Origin of the sequence: Flagellimonas iocasae (assembly GCF_042682725.1) — a bacterium.
GTDB classification, from domain to species: domain Bacteria; phylum Bacteroidota; class Bacteroidia; order Flavobacteriales; family Flavobacteriaceae; genus Flagellimonas; species Flagellimonas iocasae.
This window is the reverse complement of the sequence record NZ_JBHUHU010000005.1, coordinates 193,175-218,749: the sequence shown is the minus strand read 5'-3', so window position 1 is coordinate 218,749 and position 25,575 is coordinate 193,175. Positions and strand designations below refer to the sequence as shown.

General features: G+C 41.6%; 27 protein-coding genes. 7 read left to right on the top strand and 20 right to left on the bottom strand.

Annotation, left to right across the window (positions count from 1 at the left end; genetic code table 11):
- Nucleotides 1-63: 63 nt before the first annotated feature.
- Nucleotides 64-756, bottom strand: a complete 693-nt coding sequence (gene msrA, locus ACFSJE_RS15045) for a peptide-methionine (S)-S-oxide reductase MsrA (protein ID WP_379831684.1) — start codon at nt 754-756, stop codon at nt 64-66.
- 405 nt (nt 757-1,161) lie between these two features.
- Between msrA and ACFSJE_RS15040 the strand changes: the two genes are divergently transcribed.
- Nucleotides 1,162-1,398, top strand: coding sequence for a hypothetical protein (locus ACFSJE_RS15040; RefSeq protein WP_379831683.1), 237 nt, complete (start codon nt 1,162-1,164; stop codon nt 1,396-1,398).
- 158 nt (nt 1,399-1,556) lie between these two features.
- Here ACFSJE_RS15040 and ACFSJE_RS15035 read toward each other — a convergent pair whose 3' ends face one another.
- From ACFSJE_RS15035 to ACFSJE_RS15000, 8 genes are all read right to left on the bottom strand, one after another.
- Complete coding sequence (locus ACFSJE_RS15035) at nt 1,557-2,774, bottom strand: sensor histidine kinase (RefSeq protein WP_379831682.1); 1,218 nt, start codon at nt 2,772-2,774, stop codon at nt 1,557-1,559.
- 162 nt (nt 2,775-2,936) lie between these two features.
- On the bottom strand, nt 2,937-6,299 hold the full coding sequence (gene secA / locus ACFSJE_RS15030; protein ID WP_379831681.1) for a preprotein translocase subunit SecA: 3,363 nt from the start codon (nt 6,297-6,299) through the stop codon (nt 2,937-2,939).
- 135 nt (nt 6,300-6,434) lie between these two features.
- A complete protein-coding gene (locus ACFSJE_RS15025) occupies nt 6,435-6,659 on the bottom strand; it encodes a DUF2795 domain-containing protein (protein ID WP_013551418.1) in 225 nt (74 codons plus the stop codon).
- Nucleotides 6,660-6,784: 125 nt separating this feature from the next.
- Nucleotides 6,785-7,342, bottom strand: a complete 558-nt coding sequence (locus tag ACFSJE_RS15020) for a cob(I)yrinic acid a,c-diamide adenosyltransferase (protein ID WP_379831680.1) — start codon at nt 7,340-7,342, stop codon at nt 6,785-6,787.
- A gap of 66 nt (nt 7,343-7,408) precedes the next feature.
- Nucleotides 7,409-7,564 (bottom strand): hypothetical protein, encoded by a 156-nt coding sequence (locus ACFSJE_RS15015; protein ID WP_379831679.1) that lies wholly within the window; start codon nt 7,562-7,564, stop codon nt 7,409-7,411.
- Nucleotides 7,565-7,580: 16 nt separating this feature from the next.
- Entirely contained in the window at nt 7,581-8,045 is a 465-nt protein-coding gene (locus tag ACFSJE_RS15010; protein WP_379831678.1) for a hypothetical protein, read from the bottom strand.
- Between the two features lie 38 nt (nt 8,046-8,083).
- Nucleotides 8,084-9,955, bottom strand: coding sequence for an ABC-F family ATP-binding cassette domain-containing protein (locus ACFSJE_RS15005; protein WP_379831677.1), 1,872 nt, complete (start codon nt 9,953-9,955; stop codon nt 8,084-8,086).
- Between the two features lie 22 nt (nt 9,956-9,977).
- Nucleotides 9,978-11,141 (bottom strand): lipoprotein N-acyltransferase Lnb domain-containing protein, encoded by a 1,164-nt coding sequence (locus ACFSJE_RS15000; RefSeq protein ID WP_379831676.1) that lies wholly within the window; start codon nt 11,139-11,141, stop codon nt 9,978-9,980.
- Nucleotides 11,142-11,242: 101 nt separating this feature from the next.
- Between ACFSJE_RS15000 and ACFSJE_RS14995 the strand changes: the two genes are divergently transcribed.
- From ACFSJE_RS14995 to ACFSJE_RS14985, 3 genes are all read left to right on the top strand, one after another.
- A complete protein-coding gene (locus tag ACFSJE_RS14995; RefSeq protein WP_379831675.1) occupies nt 11,243-11,974 on the top strand; it encodes a CDP-alcohol phosphatidyltransferase family protein in 732 nt (243 codons plus the stop codon).
- Complete coding sequence (locus ACFSJE_RS14990) at nt 11,964-12,398, top strand: PH domain-containing protein (RefSeq protein WP_379831674.1); 435 nt, start codon at nt 11,964-11,966, stop codon at nt 12,396-12,398. Before ACFSJE_RS14995 ends, ACFSJE_RS14990 begins: the two co-directional genes overlap by 11 nt.
- A gap of 275 nt (nt 12,399-12,673) precedes the next feature.
- A complete protein-coding gene (locus tag ACFSJE_RS14985; RefSeq protein WP_379831673.1) occupies nt 12,674-13,279 on the top strand; it encodes a hypothetical protein in 606 nt (201 codons plus the stop codon).
- Nucleotides 13,280-13,284: 5 nt separating this feature from the next.
- Here the strand turns inward: ACFSJE_RS14985 and lptB are convergent, their stop codons facing one another.
- From lptB to ACFSJE_RS14965, 4 genes are read right to left on the bottom strand one after another with little or no spacing between them, the layout of a single operon-like run.
- Nucleotides 13,285-14,025 carry an LPS export ABC transporter ATP-binding protein gene (gene lptB, locus ACFSJE_RS14980; RefSeq protein ID WP_379831672.1) on the bottom strand — a complete coding sequence of 247 codons (741 nt, stop codon included), beginning with the start codon at nt 14,023-14,025 and terminating at the stop codon, nt 13,285-13,287.
- Nucleotides 14,026-14,082: 57 nt separating this feature from the next.
- Nucleotides 14,083-14,433, bottom strand: coding sequence for a carboxymuconolactone decarboxylase family protein (locus tag ACFSJE_RS14975; protein WP_379831671.1), 351 nt, complete (start codon nt 14,431-14,433; stop codon nt 14,083-14,085).
- Nucleotides 14,423-15,262 (bottom strand): twin-arginine translocase subunit TatC, encoded by an 840-nt coding sequence (gene tatC, locus ACFSJE_RS14970; protein WP_379831669.1) that lies wholly within the window; start codon nt 15,260-15,262, stop codon nt 14,423-14,425. The genes ACFSJE_RS14975 and tatC overlap by 11 nt, the downstream gene beginning before the upstream one ends.
- Entirely contained in the window at nt 15,262-16,227 is a 966-nt protein-coding gene (locus ACFSJE_RS14965; protein WP_379831668.1) for a KpsF/GutQ family sugar-phosphate isomerase, read from the bottom strand. The genes tatC and ACFSJE_RS14965 overlap by 1 nt, the downstream gene beginning before the upstream one ends.
- 186 nt (nt 16,228-16,413) lie before the next feature.
- Between ACFSJE_RS14965 and ACFSJE_RS14960 the strand changes: the two genes are divergently transcribed.
- Nucleotides 16,414-18,615: a RecQ family ATP-dependent DNA helicase gene (locus tag ACFSJE_RS14960; RefSeq protein ID WP_379831667.1), complete on the top strand. Its 2,202-nt coding sequence runs from the start codon at nt 16,414-16,416 to the stop codon at nt 18,613-18,615.
- Here ACFSJE_RS14960 and ACFSJE_RS14955 read toward each other — a convergent pair.
- From ACFSJE_RS14955 to ACFSJE_RS14940, 4 genes are all read right to left on the bottom strand, one after another.
- Nucleotides 18,612-18,953, bottom strand: a complete 342-nt coding sequence (locus ACFSJE_RS14955; RefSeq protein WP_379831666.1) for a DUF2752 domain-containing protein — start codon at nt 18,951-18,953, stop codon at nt 18,612-18,614. The two genes, ACFSJE_RS14960 and ACFSJE_RS14955, sit on opposite strands and share 4 nt — an antisense overlap.
- Before the next feature lie 40 nt (nt 18,954-18,993).
- On the bottom strand, nt 18,994-19,278 hold the full coding sequence (locus ACFSJE_RS14950) for a CD225/dispanin family protein (protein ID WP_379831665.1): 285 nt from the start codon (nt 19,276-19,278) through the stop codon (nt 18,994-18,996).
- A 93-nt stretch (nt 19,279-19,371) separates the two neighbouring features.
- Nucleotides 19,372-19,704 (bottom strand): CCC motif membrane protein, encoded by a 333-nt coding sequence (locus ACFSJE_RS14945; RefSeq protein WP_379831664.1) that lies wholly within the window; start codon nt 19,702-19,704, stop codon nt 19,372-19,374.
- A gap of 15 nt (nt 19,705-19,719) precedes the next feature.
- Nucleotides 19,720-20,034 carry a DUF2752 domain-containing protein gene (locus tag ACFSJE_RS14940; protein WP_379831663.1) on the bottom strand — a complete coding sequence of 105 codons (315 nt, stop codon included), beginning with the start codon at nt 20,032-20,034 and terminating at the stop codon, nt 19,720-19,722.
- A 79-nt stretch (nt 20,035-20,113) separates the two neighbouring features.
- Here ACFSJE_RS14940 and ACFSJE_RS14935 point away from each other — a divergent pair, with 79 nt between their 5' ends.
- Nucleotides 20,114-20,656, top strand: coding sequence for a Smr/MutS family protein (locus ACFSJE_RS14935; protein WP_379831662.1), 543 nt, complete (start codon nt 20,114-20,116; stop codon nt 20,654-20,656).
- Nucleotides 20,657-20,661: 5 nt separating this feature from the next.
- Here the strand turns inward: ACFSJE_RS14935 and ACFSJE_RS14930 are convergent, their stop codons facing one another.
- The gene (locus ACFSJE_RS14930) at nt 20,662-21,180 is read right to left on the bottom strand and encodes a hypothetical protein (RefSeq protein ID WP_379831661.1); all 519 of its coding nucleotides are present in this window, start codon (nt 21,178-21,180) and stop codon (nt 20,662-20,664) included.
- A 109-nt stretch (nt 21,181-21,289) separates the two neighbouring features.
- On the opposite strand from ACFSJE_RS14930, the gene ACFSJE_RS14925 reads away from it, so the two are divergent.
- Nucleotides 21,290-22,438: a cysteine desulfurase family protein gene (locus tag ACFSJE_RS14925; RefSeq protein ID WP_379831660.1), complete on the top strand. Its 1,149-nt coding sequence runs from the start codon at nt 21,290-21,292 to the stop codon at nt 22,436-22,438.
- Between the two features lies 1 nt (nt 22,439).
- Here ACFSJE_RS14925 and ACFSJE_RS14920 read toward each other — a convergent pair whose 3' ends face one another.
- Together ACFSJE_RS14920 and ACFSJE_RS14915 are read right to left on the bottom strand one after the other, a co-directional pair.
- Nucleotides 22,440-23,093, bottom strand: coding sequence for a hypothetical protein (locus tag ACFSJE_RS14920; protein WP_379831659.1), 654 nt, complete (start codon nt 23,091-23,093; stop codon nt 22,440-22,442).
- Nucleotides 23,094-23,102: 9 nt separating this feature from the next.
- Nucleotides 23,103-25,571 (bottom strand): TonB-dependent receptor, encoded by a 2,469-nt coding sequence (locus tag ACFSJE_RS14915; RefSeq protein WP_379831658.1) that lies wholly within the window; start codon nt 25,569-25,571, stop codon nt 23,103-23,105.
- Nucleotides 25,572-25,575 lie beyond the last annotated feature (4 nt).

The window sequence follows — 25,575 nt, the reverse complement described above, 5'->3', positions numbered from 1 at the left end:
CAGACCAAATTCTTGGTTGTTCTACAGCAATTACTGCTACGTTTCCTAAGTTACTTTTCCGTTTTAGTGTGCTCCTTCTTTTAAATAGGATTGAAAATTGGCCTTAAACCGGTTCAATCTGGGGATGGATACATTCCTGATGTATGAATTGTTCGGATGATTTCTTTCATAATCCTGATGGTAATCCTCAGCCATATAGAATTTGTCAAACTTCTTCACCTCCGTAACAATAGGTCTGTCATAAACGTTTTCAGCCTGCAGCTTGGCCATATAATCAGTGATTATCTTTTTCTCGGCGTCATTTCTATAAAATGCGATGGAGCGGTATTGGGCCCCGCGGTCGGGTCCTTGACCGTTTAGCGTAGTGGGATCATGAGAACCGAAGAATACCTGCACCAATTGTGTGAAAGAAATGACCTTTGGGTCGTAATACACTTCCACGGCTTCTGCATGATGCGTCTGTCCATAGGATACTTGTTCGTAAGTGGGGTTGTTTTCTGTACCCCCGGAATATCCAGAATACACTTCTTTCACGCCTTTGACGCTTTCAAAAATAGCCTCCACACACCAAAAACATCCGCTGGCAAAATAAGCGGTTTCGTATTTCTGAAGTTCACTTTCGGTAAACGATTCTTTTTTGGAAACTTCAAGTTCCTCTTTTTGGACCAACTCTGGTTTTTCTGATTTGTTTTTGGACTGACATCCAAATGAAGTTAAAAGTAACAGGAGTACAAATGGAATTCCCACGGTTTTCATTTTAGTGTTTTTTGTTTAGTGGGAAGAAGTTAGGAACAATTACTTGAAATGCTGTTAAAATTTGTTAATCGTGATGGAATGCAGCCCGATTCCATGTCATTCTGCATTGGAGTTTGAAGGGGAATATTTCAATAGTTAATACACTATATTCTTACAAAACGTATTCTTTTTCCTACAAATAGTTGGTTTGCTATCAGTAAGTTACAGATGAACGGTCATTGTAATGATCGATGAAATGCACATGTCGTCGCCATGCTGTTTTTGAACCCAAAAACGTTCGTCGTCGATAAAATGCACTTCAGCCAAGAAAAGTTTTTACAACGAAAAAAAAGGGGGGTTGGGCGACACAAATCGACCCCAGGGGACATGTGAGGGTAGCTTTACAAAGTAAATAAAACCCAAATCATGAAAACAATTTTAACCATCATCGCAGTAACATTTTTCGGAACAATGGCCATGGCCCAAGATATTTCCAAAGAAGTAAAGGTAGAAACCAAAACTGCCGATGTAGAGTTGAACATTGCAATCCAGAAGGAAATTAAGAAGGACAGAAAGATGACCAGATTGTACAAATTCAAAAACTCTAGGGTTAAAAAGGAACTTTCTTTCGCTACAAAAAGAAACAAGGCAAAATTGGCATAATCATGATATTGGGGCTTTTAATACCATTTACACTTTTTTTAAGCTTGGCGTTTGTAATCGCATCCATAGTTTTTTCCTTGCGCAGCAAAAAATTCAGGTAATTCTTATTTCATTGATTGGGTAACAGGAATTTGTAGATAACTGCCAATAACAAGAAATCAGTCTACCGAGTTGAATTCTTCAATTACTTCTTCGAATTCAATGCGGTAATAGGTACCCTTTTTTTCATAATCCCTTGAAATGGTACCGCGAAGTTGGCGTGCCAAGTTGTAAATCAATTTTAAACCAAGCGAATTGGAGGTTCTTGGGTTGATATCCTCCGAATAGCCAATGCCATTATCTCCCAGATACATTTCGTAGCGATTGTTGTCCAGTTTGTGCAATGAAACGTGTATTTCGCCACCATGCCCTTCTGTTATACCATATTTAAGGGCATTTGTGATGGTTTCATTGATAATCAATCCAAGTGGGATAACTGTGTCGATACTGAGCTTGTTATCGTCGATATCTAAATCTACCTTCACATTATTGGTATTTCCCTTCACAGAGCGGACCAAATAGTCGCACAGCTCTTTTACATAGGGTTTCAGTTCTATTTTGGAAAGATAGTCATCCCGTTTGTAGAGCATTTCGTGAACCATGGCCATTGATACTACTCGATTCTGGCTGCTTTTGATGATATTGCTGATTTTTTCATCAGCAATGGCCCTGGATTGCAGGCTCAAAAGACTTGAAACGGTCTGAAGGTTATTTTTAACTCGGTGATGTACTTCCTTCAATAAGATTTCTTTTTCCTCAATTCGTTCCTGAATTTCGTTTCTGGACTTGTAGAGTTTATGGTGGGCTCGTAGTAGGTTTTTCCCAAAGACTCCTCCCAACAAATAGACGGCGAACACAGCACTCAGAAAGGCAAACCAACTTCTGGATTCTAGAGGAACGGTATTTTCGGATATCTGGAAGTCCCCGATATCATATAAAAAAAGGATGACCAATACCGCTAGATTGACAATGAGGTACAATTGGCCAAAAACCTTGGTGGTCACGTACCCGGCAAACACAACAATGGCCAAAACAAAAATGAAAGGGCTCTGAATGCCACCACTGTAAATGGTTACAACGGTAGCCCCAACCATGGAAATTATGGAAGTGATGTTGTAGGTGAGTATTAGGTTTTTATGCTGTTTGTAAAGTAAGGTATTTACCAGGTTAAGAATTGCATAACCAAAGCAGGCATAGGGAATTATGCCATTTATATCCAAAAAGAATAGGCAAATTAGGCCCAAAATGAACGCAAATAAAGAAGAGCTATAGTTAACCTTAAGTATCAAATCGGTTTTGTCTTGCAAAAGTTGTTTATCCTTGACAGGAGCCTTCATATACTGCGCTTGGTTGTCTGCTCTACTACAATAAGGTTGAATGGAGTAGTAAAAGTAGCTTGTTACGGGGTGTTTCGGTTGTAAATCTAAATATGTTTTTTGATATAATCAAAAGCGGCAGCTAATATTAGCTGCCGCATGATTTTTATCAATTTAGGGGGGTTAGTCCTCCACAAGTACCCACTCGCCTTTGTCTATAAGGGGTTCAGCTTGCTTGAACTTACAGGTTTTGCTCTCCCCAGACATCACATTTTTAATGGTGACCCTATCGTTTCTACCAATTTTCGGTTTTTCACGAACAATGGTCTCTGTAATCTGTGGTCGTTGCGATTGAGTTTGCCCTGCGGCCCTGTTCTGAGCGGCCAATTCGTCGCTATTTGGAATTTCTTCCTTGGAAGTTTTTAAATTTTCCTTGGGTCTGCGTACGCTTCGGGCCTCTTGGATTTGATTGGTGTTCTCTGTAGGCAATTCTCCTTTGAAAAGGAACGAAATTACTTCTTTGTTCACCTTGTCAATCATCTCTTTGAAAAGCTCAAAAGCCTCAAACTTATAAATCAACAGTGGGTCTTTTTGTTCGTGGACAGCCAACTGCACGGATTGTTTCAATTCATCCATTTTACGCAAATGGGTTTTCCATGCGTCGTCAATAATGGCCAAAGTGATATTTTTCTCGAAATCTGTGATCAACTGTTTTCCTTCCGAGTTGTATGCTTTTTCCAGATTGGTAACCACGTTTAGGGTTTTAATGCCATCGGTGAAAGGCACCACGATACGTTCAAACTTATTGGTCTGATCTTCGTATACCTTTTTGATGACCTGAAAAGCCACTGTGGCACTGCGCTCCATTTTTTGCTTGTAGAAATCGTAGGAAGCCTTATAAATGGTATTGGCAATCTCTTGGAAGCCCATCTTTTTGAACTCCTCTTCCGTGATAGGCGAGGTGATGGAGAAATATTTGATGAGTTCGAATTCAAAATTCTTGAAGTCGTCAGCCATTTTATTGGTCTCGGCAACTATTTCACAGGTGTCATAGACCATATTGGCGATGTCCACCTTAAGGCGTTCCCCTTGCAGAGCGTGCTTTCTTCGCTTGTAGATGACCTCACGTTGGGCGTTCATTACATCATCGTATTCCAGCAAGCGCTTACGGATACCAAAGTTGTTCTCCTCTACTTTTTTCTGTGCGCGTTCAATGGATTTGGTCATCATGGAATGTTGAATGACTTCTCCTTCTTCCAATCCCATACGGTCCATCATTTTGGCCACACGGTCCGAACCGAACAAACGCATCAAGTTGTCTTCCAAAGAAACATAGAATTGCGAACTTCCCGGGTCACCCTGACGTCCTGAACGACCTCGTAACTGTCTATCCACACGACGCGAATCATGGCGTTCTGTACCTACAATGGCCAAACCACCGGCTTTTTTCACCTCTGGACTCAATTTAATATCCGTACCCCGACCGGCCATGTTTGTGGCGATGGTTACAATACCGGATTTACCGGCTTCGGCAACAATGTCAGCTTCTTTTTTGTGCAACTTGGCGTTCAATACATTGTGCGGTATCTTTCTAACACTCAGTAATTTTGAGAGTAATTCCGAAATTTCTACCGATGTGGTACCAATCAAAACAGGTCTTCCAGCATTGGAAAGCTGCGTTACCTCTTCAATGATGGCATTATATTTTTCACGCTTGGTCTTATAGATCAAATCGTGCCTGTCATCTCTTGCGATGGGTCTGTTGGTCGGAATTTCCATCACATCCAACTTGTAGATTTCCCAGAACTCACCAGCTTCGGTAACAGCTGTACCCGTCATCCCAGCAAGTTTGTTGTACATTCTAAAGTAGTTCTGCAGGGTGATGGTGGCGAAGGTTTGGGTCATCGCCTCAATTTTCACATTTTCCTTGGCTTCAATGGCCTGGTGCAATCCATCGGAGTAGCGTCTACCATCCATGATACGACCGGTCTGCTCATCCACGATCATCACCTTGTTGTCCATCACCACATACTCCACATCTTTTTCAAAGAGGGTATAGGCTTTCAACAACTGGGTCATGGTGTGGATACGCTCACTCTTAATGGCAAAATCCTTAAAGAGGTCCTCTTTGAGTTCGGCCTCTTTTTCAATCTCAAGGTCTTGATTTTCAATTTTGGCAATTTCACTTCCGATGTCAGGCATCACAAAGAAATCTTTGTCTTGATCCCCGGAAATGTAATCAACTCCTTTATCCGTAAGTTCTATTTGATTGTTTTTCTCATCAATAACGAACAATAAGTCTTCATCAACCTTTGGCATTTCCCGGTTGTTGTCCTGCATGTAGAAGTTTTCGGTCTTCTGCAACAACTGCTTCACACCCTCTTCACTCAAGAATTTGATAAGCGCCTTGTTCTTGGGCAATCCGCGATGTACGCGAAGCAATAAAAATCCACCTTCTTTGGTGTCCCCGGCAGCGATGAGTTTTTTAGCCTCGGCCAAAACTCCGGTTAAATGTTGTCGTTGTTTTTGAACGATATCAGAAACCTTTGGTTTCAACTCGTTGAATTCATGTCGGTCACCTTCAGGAACGGGACCAGATATAATTAAAGGAGTACGAGCGTCATCAATCAATACGGAATCCACCTCATCCACAATGGCATAGTGGTGTGGACGTTGAACCAAGTCGCCCGGCGTATGCGCCATGTTGTCACGCAAATAATCAAAACCAAACTCGTTGTTGGTACCATAGGTGATGTCGGCATTATACGCTGCTCGCCTTCCGTCTGAATTAGGCTGGTGCTTGTCGATACAATCCACGGAAAGTCCATGGAACTCAAATATAGGAGCCATCCAAGCACTGTCCCTTTTGGCCAAATAGTCGTTCACGGTTACCAAGTGTGCCCCTTTTCCTGCCAATGCGTTCAAATAGAGTGGGAGAGTGGCCACCAGGGTTTTACCCTCACCAGTCTGCATCTCGGCGATTTTCCCTTGGTGCAGTGCAATACCACCAATCAACTGTACATCATAATGTACCATGTCCCAAGTAACTTCCTTACCGGCGGCATCCCAGGAATTGTTCCAAACGGCTTGGTCATCCTTTAAAGTTACATAGTCCTTTGTTCCGGAAATGGTACGGTCAAATTCTGAAGCGGTAACGGTCAGGGTTTCATTGGCGGCGAAGCGTTTTGCCGTTTCTTTGACAACAGCAAATGCTTCAGGAAGAATATCGTTGAGGGTCTTTTCGGAAATTTCGTAGGCCTCTTCGTTGAGTTTGTCTATTTCAGCATAGATTTCCTCATTACGGTCAATGTCGTTGGAATTTTCAACTTCTGCTTCCAGCACTGCAATCTTATCATTGATTTCTTTGCAATTCTCGGCTATCAGTGCTTTAAAGGAAGCGGTTTTCTCTCTCAGTTCATCGTGGCTCAACCCCTCAAGCTCCTGCTCAAAGGATTTTATCTCTTTTACCAAAGGTTGTAGGGACTTAACGTCTTTTTCTGATTTATCTCCTACAAAAACCTTCAGTACGGAATTAATCAAACTCATGAAATGTCTTTTCGTTAGAATGGCAAAAGCTGTTCCATTGATGAGAATATGGTGGAATTCTTTTGCTGGGCTGTCAAAATTACATAAAAAAAAGCCTCTAGTGAGACTTTTTAACGTGCTTTGTGTTTTCCGAAATTAATATTCATCCTCATTCCAAAGATAGTCTTCTTCGGTAGGATAGTCGGGCCATATTTCCTCAATGGACTCATATATCTCCCCGCCCTCTTCTTCCATGGATTGTAAGTTTTCCACAACTTCCAATGGAGCTCCGGTACGGATTGCGTAATCTATCAGTTCGTCTTTGGTGGCTGGCCAAGGCGCATCACTTAAATATGAGGCTAATTCTAGTGTCCAGTACATAGTAACGGTTTGATTTTAAATTTTTTGCAAAAATAATTTTTAAACTCAATTAGTCAAGTAAAAACAGTATTAATTAAAAATTATTTTGGAGTTGACAAAACTATTGGGTTAAAAAAACGATTTTTTTAGTCCAACGCCTTCGGAATCCACTTGACTTCTTGGGCCTTTAAGTCGTTTGACAACTTTCGTGCCAGTACAAATAAATAATCGGAAAGTCGGTTCATATAGGAAAGTACGGGGGCAGGAACGGGCTCATTTTCATGCAAATATGAAATCATGCGCTCGGCTCGGCGGCAAACGGTTCTGGCAATATGACAGTATGACACGGTTGTATGGCCGCCTGGGAGGATAAAATGTGTCATTTCTGGAAGACTTTCGTTCATTTGGTCCATTTCCTGTTCCAAAAGTTCGATGTCTTCTTCATTAATCCGTGGAATTTTAAGTCGATTATCTTTTTTCGGCTCTGTGGCCAAAATAGAACCTACTGTGAACAATCTCTCCTGAATCAGCATCAGCATTTCTTTGGAATGGACATCCATCTCCTGATCTCGGAGCAATCCCAAGAAGGAATTCAGTTCATCCACAGTGCCATAGCTCTCAATACGTATGTGATGTTTCGGTACGCGAGTCCCCGTAAACAATGATGTAGTGCCTTTATCTCCAGTTTTGGTGTAAATTTTCATTTTTCAGCAATCAATTAGCAATTATCAATTAACAATTACCTATTGTTTATTGTTTACTGCCCACTGTTAATTGTCCCGGTCATGCATGCGTTTACCTTCCATAAACCTACGGGACTTTCTACGACGGGTTGCTCTTTTGTTTCGGTATAAAACAATCAAATAAATCAGTCCTAAAACTACGAGGACATACCAAATGGTGTTATCGGTTGCAGCACTTTCCATGCTTAAAATTACTTTTTTAAATTCGAATGATGAAATGTTCCTTTACCTGTTCCTCTCGAATGAAAATGGCTCCGCAGTGGAACATATCAATACTTACCGTGATATTGGGCGAAGTAATCAGATTTTCCCAATTTTTCTGCTGCTGTTTATTTCGATGGATGCCTTCTACCAAAATCATGCTGTCGTTGTGGAGTTTTCCTTCGGAAAGCAATGCAATGAATTTAGAAATATCCATCGAGTCCGTATAAAAGAGATCAACCATTGGATTGTCAAAAGAAGCAGCTGGATAAGCAGTCTTGACAAGATTCGCAACTTCTGGAATGTTATCGATTTCTACATATCTAAACTTGAAGTGACCGATGCTTTTCAGCAATACATTGATGCTTTTATTGCTGTGAAGCTTTTGTTTGGAATACAAACACTGGGTAACAAAATTAAACACGAAAGGGGAGTGTACCCCATGTTCGTTGGTGGATTTCAACAGGAATTGGAGGTGAGAAAGGAATTTAAACCACATATTTATCCCTCTAAAATGGCCGAAAGTTCAAACCAGCGTTCCGTTTTTTCTTCAATGGTGTCCTCCACTTCCTTCAACTCAATAGACAGTTGGGAGATGGCATCGCCATCCAATTCTGGGTCCATAAATTTGTTTTGGAGCTCCGCTTTCTTTTCTTCCAGTTTTTGGATGTCCTTTTCCAACTGTTTGTATTCTTTTTGCTCCAAATAGGATAGTTTCCCGCCGCTTGTGTCTCGCCAGTTATTTTCGGTTTTTTCGGAAGTTGTGGATTTACTTTCACGTTCCTCAATCACTTTACTGCTTTCATAAACGCGATAATCGGTATAGTTGCCAGGGAAATCTTCGATAACGCCATCACCTTTGAAGACAAACAAGTGGTCTACTATCTTGTCCATAAAATAACGGTCGTGCGAAACCACAATCAGACATCCCGGAAAATCCAATAAAAAGCTTTCCAATACATTTAGGGTGACAATGTCCAAATCATTGGTGGGTTCATCCAGAATCAAAAAGTTGGGATTTTGAATGAGCACAGTACAGAGGTAGAGCCGTTTTCGTTCCCCGCCACTGAGTTTTTCTACAAAGTCGTATTGCTTTTTTCGGTCGAAAAGAAACCGCTCCAACAACTGCTGGGCCGAAATTTGTTTTCCTTTTTTCAAGGGAATGTAATCGCCAAATTCACGAATGACATCGATGACTTTTTGGCCCTCCTTTGTTGGAATACCCTTTTGGGTATAGTACCCAAATTTTAGCGTATCGCCTACTACAACTTTTCCGCCATCAACGGCTTCCCGTTGGGTAAGGATATTCAAAAAAGTAGATTTTCCAGTGCCATTTTTCCCGATGATGCCCACACGTTCACCTTTATTGAAATTATAGTCGAACTTGTTGAGAATGACCTTGTCGTCATAAGATTTGGAGACATTATGGAGTTCTAAAATCTTACTTCCCAGTCGTTCCATGTTAAGTTCCAACTCCACTTCATGGTCTTTTCTGCGTTGGTGTGCCCGTTTCTTTATTTCGGTGAAATCATCAATTCGGGATTTGGATTTGGTGGTTCGCGCCTTGGGTTGTCTGCGCATCCACTCCAGTTCTTTTTTATACAACTGTTTGGATTTGTGTTGCTCCACGGCTTCGCGCTCCATTCGAGCATCCTTTTCCTGCAAATAATAGCTGTAGTTCCCTTTGTAGGTGTACAATTGATTGTTATCCAGCTCTATGATTTCATTACAGACCCGATCTAAGAAATAACGGTCGTGCGTTACCATAAAAAGGGTGATGTTTTCCTTGGAGAAATACGCTTCTAGCCATTCAATCATTTCCAAGTCCAAATGGTTGGTGGGCTCATCCATAATGAGCAAATGGGGTTTGTTCAGCAAAACATTGGCCAGGGCCAGTCGCTTTTTCTGCCCTCCCGAAAGGGTACTTACCTTGGCATCCAGTTTTGTGAGCTGTAGTTTGAACAGGATTTGCTTGTACTGGGTCTCAAAATCCCATGCATTGTGTCGTTCCATGGCCTCAAAGGCCTTTTGATACCGAGCCGTATCCTCAGGATTTTCCATGGCCTTTTCGTACGCAGCAATCACCTTAAGGATTTCGTTGTCGGTAGTGAAGATGGTCTCTTCAATGGTCAAGTTGGGGTTCAGGTTGGGTTCCTGTTCCAAAAAAGCCACTTTGGTATCTTTTCTAACGGTTACTTGACCTGTTTCCGAAGTGTCCTTTCCGGACATGATATTGAGAATGGAGGTTTTTCCACTACCATTTTTGGCAATCAAGGCAATTTTTTGGTCCTTGTTTATTCCGAAGGAAATACCGGAAAACAAGACCAGTTCACCATAAGATTTAGATATGTTCTCTACCGTTAGTAAGTTCATGGATGTTCTTTAGTGGCCAATCCTACATTTTGGAATATCGAATAAGATAGGCGTATCGGATGGCCAACGTCAAAAGTAATGGAATCAACACGGGTGAAAAAATCTGTACGTGCAATACCCATAGTATAAGCATCAGTCCCATCAGTCCCAACATGCCATACATGTATTTTGATGACCAGTCTGGCAATTTGTCCTCAAACACTAAAATAAAGGCGACAATGGCATTGAGCGGAAAGGCCCATAATATGTTAAAGTTGTTGGGTGTTGAGGTATGATCCGTGGCAAACCAGAGAAACAATAGAAAAATTCCAATCAATCCGGTAATCAGAAACAGGGAAAAGTCCAACCACCGACTTTTGACTTTGTGGGTGAAATCAAAATAGGTGACAATACCCGTGAACACCAATAGCAAGGTAAACCAGAATAGCGGTGTGAGCGGAAAAAAGCTCTGCTTTGTATGTTCCGCATAATTGAGAATGGTGCGCTCCCGCTTCAACAACGGTTTTCCGTCTTTGGTGGTGTGCTGAATTTGCGTCATGGCATAATACGGCAGAAACATGTGTTCCTGAACTGTCGCGGTACGGTCAACTCGGGAGCCAAACGCAAGGTCAATGCCGAACATGGACCACGAGTTCACTTCCAAAAATTGCCGGACGAGTTGTCTAAACGTATACTGTTTCTCCAAATAAGAGCCATCAAAAACGATGGCATCACCATATTGTTCTTTTAAAATGGTCCCAGATATGCTGGAGCAATTGTTCAAAAGGGGATCGTACAAGTAATCCCGATTTTGGGGCAGATAATTTTCTTCAAAAAATGCAAGCAATTGATTTCGCTCTTCAAGGGTTAGATCAAAAATCTGTTCTTTTACCCATCGTTTTTCGAGCTCATACTCAAATAAGAAATGATCAAAACTTCTTCGCGAGAGCGAATAGATCATGCGCCCTTTTACAAAATTGAGGTAGAAGTTGGGTTGGTTAAAATCAAAGGTTCCATAGTTATAGACGACATCGATTCCCAAAACAGGGTCCTGGACACGAAATGCACTGTGACCAAAGGCATAATACAACTCATCCCCAGCTGCACAGGTGAGCAGGCTTATTTGGGATTTCTCTGAAAGTTGCGGCGCTTGGGGAAATGCTCGGAGCGCAACCAAGAGTAGCAATAGTAAAAACCGTTGTCTCATTTTTAAATGTATCACGGCAAATATCAGAATAAATACGACTCAGCCCATTATCAAAATCCAACAGTTTGTTTTTTCCCTTATTTTTACGGAAACCGAATTGTATGAAGTCCTATATTCCCAATTTGCTAACCCTAATGAATGTTTTAAGTGGATGCATTGCCACTGTTTTTGCGGTGCTCAACCATTTGGAGTTGGCCGCCCTCTTTGTTTTTATTGGAATATTCTTTGATTTTTTTGATGGATTGGCCGCACGTGTCCTTGATGTAAAAAGTGAAGTTGGACTTCAGTTGGATTCTTTGGCGGATGTGATCACCAGTGGATTGGTTCCGGGTATTGTCATGTTCCAATTACTGAATATGGCCGAGCGCGGAGGCTGGAACCTTGGTTTTTTCGGACATGATGATGAAATGACGGTACTGCCTTTTGTCGGATTCTTGATCACACTCGCATCCGCATATCGATTGGCCAAGTTCAATGTGGATGAGGACCAGGTTTCTTCCTTCAAGGGATTGCCAACTCCCGCCAATGCGTTGCTGATACTTTCCTTACCCTTGATTTTGCTGTATCACAACAATGAAACCCTTAGCAGTATTATTCTCAATCAGTGGTTTTTATTGGGATTGACTGTGGTCAGTGCGTATTTGTTGAATTCTTCCATTACACTTTTTGCTTTAAAATTCAAAAATTGGAGTTTTAAGGATAATGGGGTAAAGTATTTGTTTTTGATTGGCAGTTTGGTGATGCTGCTCACCCTAAAGTTTTTGGCCATTCCGCTGATTATAGTTTTTTACATACTAGCATCACTATTGATTTCTGAAAAAGATGGAAAATAAAGCAGACAAGATTTACCCTTCAAAAATTGGATGGGGATTATTGGCTTTTGTATTCATAATCTTTGCAGTGGGAATATACCAGCAGGTTAAATCAGAATTATGGATTGGTGTGGTTATTCAAGTAGTGGTATTAGTATTGGTGCTGCTTATATTTTTTTCCATATCCTATGAAATCCATGGAAAGACGTTGTGGGTGAAGTCTTTTTTTTGGGTCAAAAAAGAAGTTCCAATTGAATCCATAACAAGAATTTCGGAAACCTACAATCCAATTTCATCCCCAGCAGCTTCATTGGATAGGTTGGAAATACTTTATGGCAAATACAATAGTGTGATTATTTCTCCAAAGGACAAAATGGACTTTATTGCGCACTTAAAATCCATTGCTCCGGATATAGAGGTAAAATTGAGGGAAAGAAAGAAATAAGAGCTATGAAAGCGACAATTAAATGTTACTTGTGCGTTCATTCAATCACGTCTTTTTTTATTTTACAAATTGATAATTGCAGTTTAATAACAAAAAGGGGTACTATTTATTTTTAATTTGTAGTTTAGTATTATTGATTATCCTTCAATTTTTAGCACTACCATTGGTTATTGCTTTATATATTCCAACCTCACTACTTAATAAGGAAAAATAATTGGATGTTGAAGTACACGTAAGTGTATTCAGCCTTACCTAGACATCCATAAAAAATTATTATGAAATTATTTCTAGGTTACTCTTTGGTCGTACTTTATCTGCTATGCGGTTCTTTTTGCTGCCGGTACGAAGATGATTACGACTTTGTCACTGTAGAAGCAGAAATTACCAATTTAGCGACTATTGAAGGAAACAAAGCTGTTTTCGTGCAAAATGAAATACTTTATTTGACAGTAAATATTCCGAGAAAAATTGTTACCACAAAAGGGAAATCAATCGACCTAGCCGAGGATTTGGGAGCGCAATCATGTAGTTTTAGGTTAAAGTTGAGAAAGAAGGGGATTTTCGAAACCCCATCTCTATTAGTGCTCTCTGAGAATGAAATTTTTTTGGAGGAAGGGGATGTCAGTTTGGATGATTATGAGGAATCCGTGTTGAACTGTTCAGCTGTGCTTCAGGAAAACAGCTACGTTTTACATTTGGGCATTCAATTGAAAGAAAAAGGGGATTTTATCTTGTCTCAAGATATGCAGACCAAAAGCGAATGGAAATTTTATTTTAGCGATAGTGAGCTTGAAGACAATACGTTTGAGGATGTAACTATAATATCTCCACTGGATCAAGAAAATAGTACAGTTTTAGGGTTTGAATTTCTGGTGGAGTAGGGGTTCTAAAAATCCAACTTCTTCTTACGGAGCTCAAAGTTTTGCCCCAAATAGACTTTACGCACCATTTCATCCACAGCCAATTCTTCAGGAACCCCAGCTTTTAGGATACCGCCTTCAAACATTAAGTAGGACCGCTCGGTAATGGCCAACGTTTCCTGTACGTTGTGATCGGTAATGAGAATACCGATATTTTTATTCTTCAATTGGGCCACAATACGCTGAATGTCCTCAACGGCAACAGGGTCTACTCCTGCAAAAGGTTCATCCAATAGAATAAATTTAGGGTCGGTGGCTAGGGCACGGGCAATTTCAGTACGGCGGCGCTCACCTCCAGACAATAGGTCACCACGGTTTTTACGGATATGTCCCAGACCAAATTCATCAATGAGCGACTCCATTTTCATGTGTTGCTCTTTTTTGCTCAAGTTGGTCAGTTGCAGTACGCTGAGAATGTTCTTTTCGATACTCAACTTGCGGAAAACGGAAGCTTCCTGCGCCAAATACCCAATACCATTTTGTGCTCTTTTGTACATGGGGAAGGCGGTAATGTCCATCTTGTCTAGATAGATGTTGCCACCGTTGGGTTTTATCAAGCCCACAATCATGTAGAACGATGTGGTTTTCCCAGCGCCATTTGGGCCCAAAAGCCCCACAATTTCACCTTGGTTTACCTCGAGCGATATGCCCTTTACAACTTTTCGGCCGCGGTAGGCCTTCATGATATTTTCTGCGCGTAGCTTCATAGGAATTTGCCAAAACTAAACATATTCTCCTTCAAGAAAAGAGTCTTTGGGATTTTTTTATGCTTCGTTTTCCTCCAAGTCTTCCCAAAATTCATAGGCCCGGCGTAGGTGGGGAACAACAATGGTACCGCCCACCAAAGTGGCGATGCCCAAGGTTTCCATGACTTCCTCTTTATTGGCCCCAGCCTTTTTTGAGCTTTCCAGATGGTATTTTACGCAGTCATCACAACGGAGTACTGCCGATGCCACCAATCCCAGAAGTTCCTTGGTCTTTACATCCAATGCCCCGGCCATGTAAGCGTTGGTATCCAAATTGAAAATGCGCTTTATAAGCTTGTTATTATCAGCTAGGAGCTTCTCGTTCATTCTGGAACGATAGGCATTGAACTCGTCTACTTTATTTGGCATTTTTTAGCTCTTTTTCTTTTTTGGCCTCTCGCTTCACTACGATTTTGGAAATGAAAATACTTATCTGATATAGTATCAGTACAGGAATGGCCACCACAATTTGACTTGTAACATCGGGTGGGGTGATTACTGCGGAAAGAATCAACACAATTACCAATGCAATTTTTCGATACTTTCTGAGGATTTCTGGAGTCACCAATCCTATTTTGGTCAGGAAATAAATAACGATGGGCAGCTCAAACATGATTCCGCATGCAATCACAGCAGCACGTACTGTTCCTATGTAAGAAGCGAGGTCAATGTCATTATGAACTTCATTATATACAGTATACGTACCCAAAAAGTTAATGGATAATGGTGCCACTACGTAGTATCCGAAAAGCACACCTAAAAAGAATAGCCCAGAGGCGGTAATGATAAATCCTTTGGAATGTTTCCGTTCCTTTTCATAAAGCCCAGGGCTGATAAAACGCCACAATTCCCACAAGATATAGGGAAAGCCAATAATCACACCGGCCCAAATGGAGGTCCAAATGTGTGCGGAGAACTGACCGGCCATCAATCTACTCTGAATGGTGAACGGAAGCTCATCCCCACAAAACTCCGAATCAATCCCAAAATAGGTGGCAATGTTGCAGAAAAAACGATAGGTGGGGAAATCCATGCTCTTTGGACCAAAGATGATTCCAAAGACAAAGTCTTTCATTACAAATGCCACACAAGCGACGATTACAATCGCCAGAGTGGAACGAATTAAATGCCACCGTAATTCCTCCAAATGATCCAAAAAGGACATTTCATCCGGATTGCTTTTGTTCTTTTTTGCCATTATAGGATTCCCTCGTTTATAAGGTTATGGATATGGACCACTCCGGCATAATTCCCATTTTCAAATGCAAGAAGCTGGGAAATTCCGCTTTCCTGAAGCTTCTTCAATGCTTTTACCGCCAACGTATCCACATCTACGGTTTTTGGATTGGAGGTCATTATATCTTGAGCGGTCAGCCCACTAATATTGTCGTATTTGCTCAGCATCCTTCGGATATCACCATCAGTCACCACACCCACAACTTTTCCTTCATTTATAACAGCGGTCACACCCAGCATTTTTTCTGAAATCTCCACAATTACTTCTTTTACGCTGGTGTTGATATCGACCTGAGGCTTTTGATTGTTCACCACGATGTCTGCTACCCTCAAATATAGTTTTTTGCCCAATGACCCACCAGGGTGGTATTTGGCAAAATCAGAACTGCTGAAACCTCTCAATTCCAATAAGCATATCGCAAGGGCATCACCAATGGCCATTTGGGCCGAAGTGCTGGTGGTTGGAGCCAAATCGTTGGGACAGGCCTCTTTTTCCACATAAGTCTTTAGGACAAAATCAGCTTGTTTTGCCAATACTGAATCCATGTTTCCGGTAACCCCAATCAATTTATTTTTGGCGATTTTTATCAACGGAAGCAATGCTTTTATCTCTGGAGTGTTTCCACTTTTGGAAAGGCAAATCACCACATCATCATCCTGAATGGTACCCAAATCCCCGTGGATGGCATCCGCAGCGTGCATAAAGGAGGCAGGCGTACCGGTTGAGTTAAGGGTGGCCACAATTTTCGAGGCCACAATGGCACTTTTGCCAACGCCAGAGACCACAACCCTTCCCTTGGATTCCAATATATATTGAACCGCATGGGCGAATTGTTCGTCAAGTTGGTCAATCAAGTTGAAGATGGCCTTGCTTTCAATCTCAAGGGTTCTTTTGGCGATGGATAAAATAGACTTGGCGTCGTTCAATGTAATAAACAGATTATCTAATTGTATTCCTAAAAGAATGTGTTATATTTAAGATTACAAAACTAATCAAACTATCTTTTATGTACCATTATGGAAGATAGAATACTTCCTACTTTTGATTGATGTAAAAAATATGAGCTTGAACTACCATTTGAGGTTGCTTGCAAATAATTGAAAAATGCGGAAATGAGTTTGACGGATACCGATTTACATGCTTCCCTGAAAAAATATTTTGGTTTCTCAAAGTTTAAAGGGCTTCAGGAAAAAGTAATTCAGAATATACTTGACAATAAAGATACATTTGTAATCATGCCCACGGGAGGGGGCAAATCCCTTTGCTACCAGCTCCCAGCTATCATGAAGGATGGTACGGCCATTGTGGTCTCGCCTTTGATTGCCTTGATGAAGAATCAGGTGGATGCCATTCGGGGTATCTCCGAGCAGACGGGCATTGCCCATGTATTGAATTCGTCTCTTACCAAAACCGAGGTAAAACAGGTGAAGGAAGACGTGATCAATGGCGTTACAAAGCTGCTGTATGTTGCCCCGGAATCCCTTACCAAAGAGGAGAATATCGAGTTTTTACGAAACGTTACCCTTTCTTTTGTAGCTGTGGATGAAGCACACTGTATTTCGGAATGGGGCCATGATTTTAGACCTGAGTACCGAAACTTAAAAGGCATCATCAGTAGATTGGGTGATGATATTCCCATTATTGGGCTCACCGCAACGGCGACTCCAAAAGTGCAGGAGGACATCATCAAAAACTTGGGGATGACCGATGCCAAAGTCTATAAGGCATCCTTTAACCGACCCAATTTATTTTACGAAGTCCGACCGAAGACCCAGAATGTAGACGCGGATATTATCCGTTTTGTGAAACAAAATCAGGGTAAATCAGGAATCATTTATTGTTTGAGCCGGAAACGGGTAGAGGAATTGGCACAGGTGCTTCAAGTCAATGGGGTGAGTGCAGTTCCGTATCATGCGGGGTTCGATGCCAAGACCCGGTCCAAATATCAAGATATGTTCTTGATGGAAGAAGTGGACGTGGTCGTGGCCACCATCGCTTTTGGAATGGGGATTGATAAACCCGATGTGCGATTTGTCATCCATCATGATATTCCCAAGAGTATTGAAAGCTATTATCAAGAAACCGGTCGCGCAGGAAGGGATGGCGGCGAAGGGCATTGTTTGGCCTTCTATGCCTATAAGGATGTTGAAAAATTGGAAAAATTCATGTCTGGAAAGCCTGTGGCCGAACAAGAAATTGGAAATGCCCTGTTGCAAGAAATTGTGGCTTATGCAGAAACCTCTATCTCCCGAAGAAAGTTCATCCTTCATTATTTTGGGGAAGAATTTGATGCCGTGAATGGGGAAGGGGCCGACATGGACGACAATTCCAGGAATCCAAAACCCAAGGAAGAAGCCATGGATGAGGTGGTCAAGCTTTTGAGTGTGGTTAGGGATACCAATGAAAAGTTCAAAACCAAGGAAATCGTTCGCATTTTGGTCGGTAAGACCAATGCAATGATATCTTCCCACAAAACAGATGAAAAGAAATTCTTCGGCATTGGTGCCGAGAAGGATAAAATGTATTGGATGGCCCTTACAAGACAGGTTTTGGTGGCTGGACTTTTGAAAAAGGAAATTGAACGCTACGGCATTTTGAATTTGACCAAAGCAGGTGAGGATTTTCTACAAAAACCGGAATCCTTCCAAATGACGAAGGATCATGTTTATACAGAGGATAGCAAAGATGCTGTGGTCACTGCTGGGAAATCCGGAGGGGCTGTGGCGGATGAAAACCTGCTCAAACTGCTCAAAGACCTTCGCAAAAGAGAAGCAAAAAAGATGGAGATTCCTCCTTTTGTGGTGTTTCAGGATCCTTCTTTGGAAGATATGTCCCTAAAATATCCCATCACCATGGATGAGCTTTTGAACATTCAGGGTGTAGGAGAGGGGAAGGCCAAGAAATATGGAAAACCTTTCATTAACCTCATTTCTCAATATGTGGATGAGAATGATATCATCCGCCCAGATGATTTGGTCGTTAAAAGTACTGGGGCAAATTCCGGGCTTAAGTTGTACGTCATTCAAAGTATTGATAGAAAATTGCCTTTGGATGATATTGCCTCTGCCAAAGGACTGGAATTACCTGAACTCATCAAAGAAATGGAACAAATTGTCTTCAGTGGTACCAAACTGGACATTGGCTATTGGATAGATGAGATTTTGGATGAAGACCAACAAGAGGAAATCCATGACTACTTTTTGGAAGCGGATTCGGATTCCATCAAACAAGCTGTTGAAGAATTTGATGGGGATTATGAAGATGAAGAAATCCGACTATATCGCCTAAAATTCATCAGCGAAGTGGCTAACTAAGGTGCCAAATATTCAAACGGATACATTTTAAGGTTCCGAAGGAACATAAAGAGTACTACTATAATCAATACGATGATAGGTGCATATCTGTAATTCAAGAAGCTTTGGGATTTAAGGAAACCGGTCTTCACCAGTCCATGTTGCGCAAGAACAAACAATGCGGGAATTAAGAGTACATTATGCGCAACCGCATCCCCAATACGTAAATGGAGTAAATCGTGTACAGCGCGTTGGCTTCCACAACCGGGGCAATAGATTCCCAAGAATTGATACGAAGGGCATTTTGGGAAAAGCAGCCCTTGCTCAGGATTAAAAGAAAAGTAAAGGAGTACTGCCAAGACAGACAATACTCCCAAACCTATAAATACAAATGATTTTTTAATAGTTTGCATTTGCAAGACCACCTAAAATAGCAAAGCCAAAGAAGACAAAATAGACAATCCATATCAAAGCGGCTGCGCCAACTCCTATCAATCCCCACATCTTTGCATTCTTTGATGCAGTTTCCGCTTCTGCATATTCACTTCTTGCATAGTGCTCATTTACTTTTGAAGCGTAAATGATGCTGGCAATCCCGGTGGGAATACAGCAGAAAAGTGTACTTAAAATAGCCAAAACCATATAGTTGCTTGGTTTTGGTGGCATGTTTTGGTTGTTTTCCATGGGTTATTGTTATTTATTGGTGTTGTTTCAAACGGTAATCATTTCCAAAATGAGCCAATATTATTGGCTCATTCTAATGGAGAAATGATGATTTTATTGTCCTAAAAGGTCTTCCAATGCTTTTTGCAATGCTTCTGGATCTTGCATGGTGTCCCATCCAAATGTAGTGTAAATCCAGACGATGTAAGCGATAAAAATAAGGTTCAGGACTATCCCGATAATGGCCAATATCCTACCGGTCTTCACATTTTGAACACCTTCGTACAGTTCTGGTTCTGCGGCATAAAGTTTTAAGGCATTATTGGCTAAAATCACAGCGATCACACCGAAAATAAGACCAAAGATTCCGTAGCAGCAGCACGTAACAATAGACACGATGCCGAAGACAAGGATAAGCGTAGCATTAGGTAGTTTTTGTTTTTCCATAATCTAAGTTTTTAGTTAAAATAGGATGTTCATTTTTATAAGGTAGCTCACTAAAATGGCGCCTGCCGTGGTGAGCATGAGTATTAATTTTATTTGGCTCGCAAATCTGAATTTTACGAAAATGGTGGAAACCAAAAAGACCAATAATAGCATTAGGGGGTAAATGGCGGGGTACATTTTAAAGGCTTCCATAAATTCTCCTTGAAGGAGTAAGTGCACCGAACGTTGCATACCGCAACCAGGACATTCCACCCCAAACAATTTCTTGTTGAGACAGGGTAGCATATATTCCTTTAGGCTGAGTGAGAAAATGGTTAGTTGTAGGTACATCATCGCCTTAATAGTCAAGAAAAATACTATTATTTTTGCTTATGGGATTAACTTTTCAAGATTTTTTTAGCTGAGGTTTATGGGTAGAATAGCTATTGGAGATAGGGTAGAAGTATTGGATGAGGCCATTTCGGGAAGGGTAGAATCCATTGAAGGGGATATGGCCACGTTGGTCACTTCGGACGGGTTTCCTTTGAAATACCCCATCAAGGAATTGATAAAACGGGAGAAGGGGATAAAAGTTTCCAATTTTGAAGTGATTCAGGTGAAAAATGAAAAGGAGCAACCTAAAAAGAAACCTTCAGCCAGTGTGAAGCCAAAGGAACGGAACGCCCCAAAAATGGAGGTCGACCTGCATATTAATCAATTGGTAAAATCCAATAAGGGGCTCAGTAATTTTGATATTCTCAACATTCAATTGGAGACCGCCAAACGCCAGTTAGACTTTGCCATTGAAAAGCGCATTCAAAAAGTAGTGTTTATCCATGGGGTGGGGGAAGGTATCCTAAAAGAGGAGTTGTACTATCTCTTTAAAAAGTACGATAATCTAAAGTATTATGATGCCGATTACCAAAAGTATGGTTTGGGAGCCACTGAGGTCTATATTTACCAGAATGCCTAGTAAGATTATTCGGGGATGTCCGTGGTAACTTCACCAAACTCGCTAATCGTAAGGTCGGTAATCCGCTCATCGGTGTCTGTTACAAAAGAAATGCCGCTTAGTCGAATAGTGTGCACGAATTCCGTGTTGTCTTCGTTCGCGACCGTTTCAATGATCACGGTACCGTCTTGGGCCTCAATTTCATCCACCACCGTAGGTTCGGTAAGTGGTATGTCATCACAGAAATAGTTTTTGGTCACCCCATCAGAAAAAATTCGATACGTAACCTGCGATTGACCGGGAACCGTACTTTCGGTGGTAACCGTTTCACCAACCACACCCCTGTTCAATACACCACTTTGAAGTTCCAAAATCAAGGCCTCATCATCATTTATCTTGAACATGATATTTTTTGCGGTGGTTTGAGGGGCCGTGCAAAATTGAAGCGCAACACTATCAAAATCAATAGTCTCAATTTGTAGATCACCATCACTACAAGAAAGTAGCATCCCTGCGAAGAGGGTCAGAAAGAAATATTTTCCCATGCGCCAAATTTAAAGCAATTCCATTTTAATACCCCAATCCAAAGAGATAGTTTAAAAGAAATTAACTTTATTTCCCGTATTTTTGAAGCCTCAAAAACTACTGCAAATCATGCAAAAAGTGTATTTGGACAATGCGGCAACCACCCAGGTAAGGGATGAGGTCATTGCTAAAATGCAAGAGGCCTTGGCGGTCTATTACGGAAATCCATCTTCCACCCACAGTTTTGGAAGGTCGGCCAAAACGGCTGTGGAAAAGGCCCGAAAGACCATTGCCAAAACCTTGAATGCCCAGCCTTCCGAAATTATTTTCACTTCGGGTGGTACGGAGGCGGACAATATGATTTTGCGTTGTTCAGTGCGGGATTTGGGAGTAAAGACCATTATTACCTCCAAAATTGAGCATCATGCGGTGTTACATACTGCGGAAGAGTTGGAAAAGGAATATGGTATTTCCCTTCAATATGTTGATTTAGATGAACATGGGAACCCTAAACTGGACCATTTGGAAGCCTTGTTGTCTCAGGATGATTCCAAGAAATTGGTCAGTTTAATGCATGTGAACAACGAGATAGGGAACATCATTGATATTAAAGCTATCGGACAATTATGCCGAGAGCATGGGGCTTTGTTTCATTCCGATACGGTGCAATCCATCGGTCATTACTCGTGGGATGTACAAACAGTTCCAGTTGATTTTATGACGGCGGCTGCGCATAAATTCCATGGTCCAAAAGGGATTGGTTTTGCTTTTATCCGCAAAAATTCCGGATTGAAGCCTTTGATTTTTGGTGGTTCACAAGAACGAGGTTTTAGGGCCGGTACGGAACCCTTCCACAATATTGTGGGGTTGGAAGAGGCTTTTGTGAAGGCCTACGAACATTTGGGGCAAGAGACTGAGACTGTGGCAGCATTGAAGCAATATTTCATTCAAAAAGTAAAGCAGGAAATTCCGGGAGCTGTGTTCAATGGTTTGTCCGATGATATGGAAAAAAGTACCTATACCTTGGTGAACGTGCGCTTACCTTTTGACAAACAAAAGGGGTTAATACTCTTGTTCCATTTGGATATGAAAGGAATAGCCTGTTCCAAAGGAAGCGCTTGTCAATCGGGGAGTAATTTAGGGTCTCATGTACTCACGGAAATCTTACCCGAAGAGGAATTGGAAAAGCCATCATTGCGCTTTTCTTTCTCCATGTACAACACTAAGGAAGAGTTGGATTACACCGTTCAGGTTTTGAAGGAATTTGCCGAAAACTGATTTAGTCGTCCTTGTTCTTTCGCTTTTTCTCTTTGTCGTAAGGAAACTTTCGAGAAGCAGTCTTCATCATTTTATCAATCAGTTCCGTGGTGTTCTTTCCGGTTTTTTTGGAGATTTGGTTTTCGTATTTCCAGAGTAATTTGCCCGTTTTCCCATCACTGATTTTTACCCCAATCCGACCATAATTGGCGTCACCACTGAAATAATCGAGAAGGTTGAAATCGGTGGGAACTCCTTCAGAAAGAAGTATGTTCAGATTTAGGTTGCCGTTGATGATTCCATCCACATCAAGAATCTTGCAGAGCTCCTGCGTGGTGTGGATGTCAATATTATCATAAGTGATTCCATTCTGGGCCAAAATGGCATTGGTATTGGTGATGTTCTGGAAATCCACATTGAACTTTTTCCGTTTTTTTCGCTTTGAAAAATAGGTTTCCAGAGCATTCTGTACGGCGTATCCTTCTCGCTGGGCCAATACTTTGAGTTCGTCTCGATCCACAACTTCCTTAAGTTCCAGATAAGCGATAAAAGGCAGGATGGCCAAAACTTCGTGATCTTCGGTAAGTTCATCAAACTTTCGGTTCTCATAAATGTTTTTCTGGGCCGATGCCAAGGCAACGGTCAAAAACAGCATCATGGAAACGATTTTCTTCATCGATATCATTTAAAAACGTACCCCAAACTTTACATTGAGGATACGGCCTGTTAAATAGTTGGGCACGGCGAATTGTTGTTGCGTATCCACATCCCTGACCCAAGTATTGGTGATGGAATTTTGGTTGTTGAACATGTTGAAAATTTCAAAACCAACACTGAATTCCTTGAACCTGTGGAGCCAATGCCCTTTGGGATGTTTGTTTTTTTCGTCTGCAAAAATATAGGAAATTCCCATATCGGCCCTTCTATAATCTCTTAATCTATTCTGAAAGTTGTACGGGTCCGCATAATTGGGACTCCCACCGGGGACTCCTGTGTTGTAGACCAGATTGAGGTAGAGCTTCACGTTGGGGATGCTTGGCACGTAATCTTGAAAGAGCACTGCAAATTTAAGACGTTGGTCCGTTGGGCGAGAAATGTTGCCACGGTCATCCCAATTTTCTTCTGTTTTAAGATAGCCGAGACTTACCCAAGATTGGGTGCCAGGAACAAAAGCGCCAGTCAACCTGAAATCAAAACCAAGGGCATAGGCCGTAGCATTGTTTTGGGCCGCATAACGAATGCGAACATCCTCAACGGTGTAGGGATTAACATTGGTCATATCCTTGTAATAGGCCTCACTGATTAAGGTAAAAGGCCTTTCCCATAGGGTAAAACTGTATTCACTTCCTAAGACATAATGAATGGATTTTTGAGCTTCAACATTCGGATTGATGTTTCCTTGGCTGTCTCTTAGCTCCCTGTAAAAAGGAGGCTGTTGGTAGCTGCCAATGGCCAATCGGAACAACATATCCCTTTCCCAGTTAGGTTTTATGGAGAATTGTCCTCTTGGACTAAAGACGGTTTGGGCATTTTTCTCAAAAACCTCCCCTTTCAATACCCAGTGTTGTGCTCTTACCCCTAAATTGTAGTAGACGTCGTGTTCCCCTAATTTGGTGTGTTTGGAATATTGTAAAAAGCCCGATAACCGATTCGTTTTGGTATCATTGATGGCTTGCACACTTTCAAATGGAAGAATGTCTGCAGTAAAAGGTTCTTCCGGTTCATTGTTCACCAATCCTGAATTTGGCGGACGAACGATATATCCTGCGGAGTCTATAAATTCAGATTCCCGAAACCTATCGTTGATATCCTCATGGGTAAATTTTACGCCCCACTCCAGCACGCTTTCATTTTTAGCGATTTTACCGTTATGGGAAACATTAAAAATCAAGGCATCCAACTGATTTCGGGCCCTATTGAATTGCGAGCCAATCCCCCTTGGGTTGACAACCTCACCCAAGGTTTCACTTCCGAGGTTGGTATCCACTTCGCCCAATTCATAGGATGCTATAACATCTGAAAATTCTTGTTCTTGCGTGTGAAAAGTGGACGCAATGAATTCGAGCTTCACGTGGTCATTGGGAAATAAATCGGCCTTTAATGCGCCCAAAGTGTTGGTGAACTTATTTCGCTCCCGTCCTTGATAGTAGACCAAAAGAGCTCTTGGGTCATTTAGGGTCCCAAAGTTGGTCTGGCGGGTCAGGGGCTCATTGGTGTAATCGTTTATAGAAAAGGTCCGCAAAAAATTAAGATGGAACTTCTCGGAGAATCGATAGGTGAGCAGACTCTGCACATCAAAAAATCGAGGGTTAAAGTTGCCCTGTGTCTGAAGGCTGTTCAGAAAAAGTCCGTTGTTGCGATAGCGTACCCCTGAGATAGTGGTGATTTTTTTATTTTTTGATATGGTTTCCAAGCTTCCACTGGCTCCCAAGAGACTTGCATCTGCCCTTAGTTCGAATGAGGTTGGGGTTTTATAGGTGATATCCAAAACGGAGGATAACTTGTCACCATATTTGGCTTGAAAGCCACCCGGAGAGAACTGCAAATCCGAAATCATGTCGCTGTTCACAAAGCTCAAGCCCTCTTGTTGTGCAGAGCGAATCAAGAAGGAACGATATACCTCAATCCCATTGACATAGACCAAGTTTTCATCAAAATTGCCCCCACGCACATTGTATTGGGTGCTCAATTCATTATTGAAGGACACTCCGGGAAGTAATTTTAAAATGTTTTCCACTCCCGCGTTGGTACCGGGAATTTTTCGGACAATCTCAGGTGGAATCGTGGTAATCCCCTCAATACTTTTTTTACCGGTGGCTGACACGTCCACACCAGCAATTTGAATGGCACCCGTTTTCATCACCGGATTGAACTCAAAGGTTTCGTTTGTGGTCAGAATCAAGTTTTCCAAGATCACATTAGAGTGCCCAATATGGGAAAAGGTGATGGTATTGGGAATATCAGCGGTGAGTTCCAGTACATAATTCCCGCTTTCATCGGAAACCGTGCCCAAATTCGCTGCGGTAATATTCACATTGGGAATGGGTTCGTTGTTTTCATCCAGTATAGTACCCAGAACCGATGCGGTCTGTCCATGAAGACCGGATGCCCACAGAAGTAATAAGAACAGGGTTATGGGCTTTAGCTGGATCAAGGAT

Bases quoted from the DNA above. Each gene is read 5' to 3' on its own strand.
- tatC (WP_379831669.1), bottom strand. From the start codon at position 15,262: ATGGCAAAAAAGAACAAAAGCAATCCGGATGAAATGTCCTTTTTGGAT.
- ACFSJE_RS14995 (WP_379831675.1), top strand. From the start codon at position 11,243: ATGAAGTCCTATATTCCCAATTTGCTAACCCTAATGAATGTTTTAAGT.
- ACFSJE_RS15040 (WP_379831683.1), top strand. From the start codon at position 1,162: ATGAAAACAATTTTAACCATCATCGCAGTAACATTTTTCGGAACAATG.
- ACFSJE_RS14985 (WP_379831673.1), top strand. From the start codon at position 12,674: ATGAAATTATTTCTAGGTTACTCTTTGGTCGTACTTTATCTGCTATGC.
- ACFSJE_RS15000 (WP_379831676.1), bottom strand. From the start codon at position 11,141: ATGAGACAACGGTTTTTACTATTGCTACTCTTGGTTGCGCTCCGAGCA.
- ACFSJE_RS14940 (WP_379831663.1), bottom strand. From the start codon at position 20,034: ATGTACCTACAACTAACCATTTTCTCACTCAGCCTAAAGGAATATATG.
- ACFSJE_RS14945 (WP_379831664.1), bottom strand. From the start codon at position 19,704: ATGGAAAAACAAAAACTACCTAATGCTACGCTTATCCTTGTCTTCGGC.
- msrA (WP_379831684.1), bottom strand. From the start codon at position 756: ATGAAAACCGTGGGAATTCCATTTGTACTCCTGTTACTTTTAACTTCA.
- ACFSJE_RS14925 (WP_379831660.1), top strand. From the start codon at position 21,290: ATGCAAAAAGTGTATTTGGACAATGCGGCAACCACCCAGGTAAGGGAT.
- ACFSJE_RS15015 (WP_379831679.1), bottom strand. From the start codon at position 7,564: ATGGAAAGTGCTGCAACCGATAACACCATTTGGTATGTCCTCGTAGTT.
- ACFSJE_RS15025 (WP_013551418.1), bottom strand. From the start codon at position 6,659: ATGTACTGGACACTAGAATTAGCCTCATATTTAAGTGATGCGCCTTGG.
- ACFSJE_RS14975 (WP_379831671.1), bottom strand. From the start codon at position 14,433: ATGCCAAATAAAGTAGACGAGTTCAATGCCTATCGTTCCAGAATGAAC.
- ACFSJE_RS14950 (WP_379831665.1), bottom strand. From the start codon at position 19,278: ATGGAAAACAACCAAAACATGCCACCAAAACCAAGCAACTATATGGTT.
- ACFSJE_RS14960 (WP_379831667.1), top strand. From the start codon at position 16,414: ATGAGTTTGACGGATACCGATTTACATGCTTCCCTGAAAAAATATTTT.
- ACFSJE_RS14935 (WP_379831662.1), top strand. From the start codon at position 20,114: ATGGGTAGAATAGCTATTGGAGATAGGGTAGAAGTATTGGATGAGGCC.
- ACFSJE_RS15005 (WP_379831677.1), bottom strand. From the start codon at position 9,955: ATGAACTTACTAACGGTAGAGAACATATCTAAATCTTATGGTGAACTG.
- ACFSJE_RS14930 (WP_379831661.1), bottom strand. From the start codon at position 21,180: ATGGGAAAATATTTCTTTCTGACCCTCTTCGCAGGGATGCTACTTTCT.
- ACFSJE_RS14990 (WP_379831674.1), top strand. From the start codon at position 11,964: ATGGAAAATAAAGCAGACAAGATTTACCCTTCAAAAATTGGATGGGGA.
- lptB (WP_379831672.1), bottom strand. From the start codon at position 14,025: ATGAAGCTACGCGCAGAAAATATCATGAAGGCCTACCGCGGCCGAAAA.
- secA (WP_379831681.1), bottom strand. From the start codon at position 6,299: ATGAGTTTGATTAATTCCGTACTGAAGGTTTTTGTAGGAGATAAATCA.
- ACFSJE_RS14920 (WP_379831659.1), bottom strand. From the start codon at position 23,093: ATGAAGAAAATCGTTTCCATGATGCTGTTTTTGACCGTTGCCTTGGCA.
- ACFSJE_RS15035 (WP_379831682.1), bottom strand. From the start codon at position 2,774: ATGAAGGCTCCTGTCAAGGATAAACAACTTTTGCAAGACAAAACCGAT.
- ACFSJE_RS15020 (WP_379831680.1), bottom strand. From the start codon at position 7,342: ATGAAAATTTACACCAAAACTGGAGATAAAGGCACTACATCATTGTTT.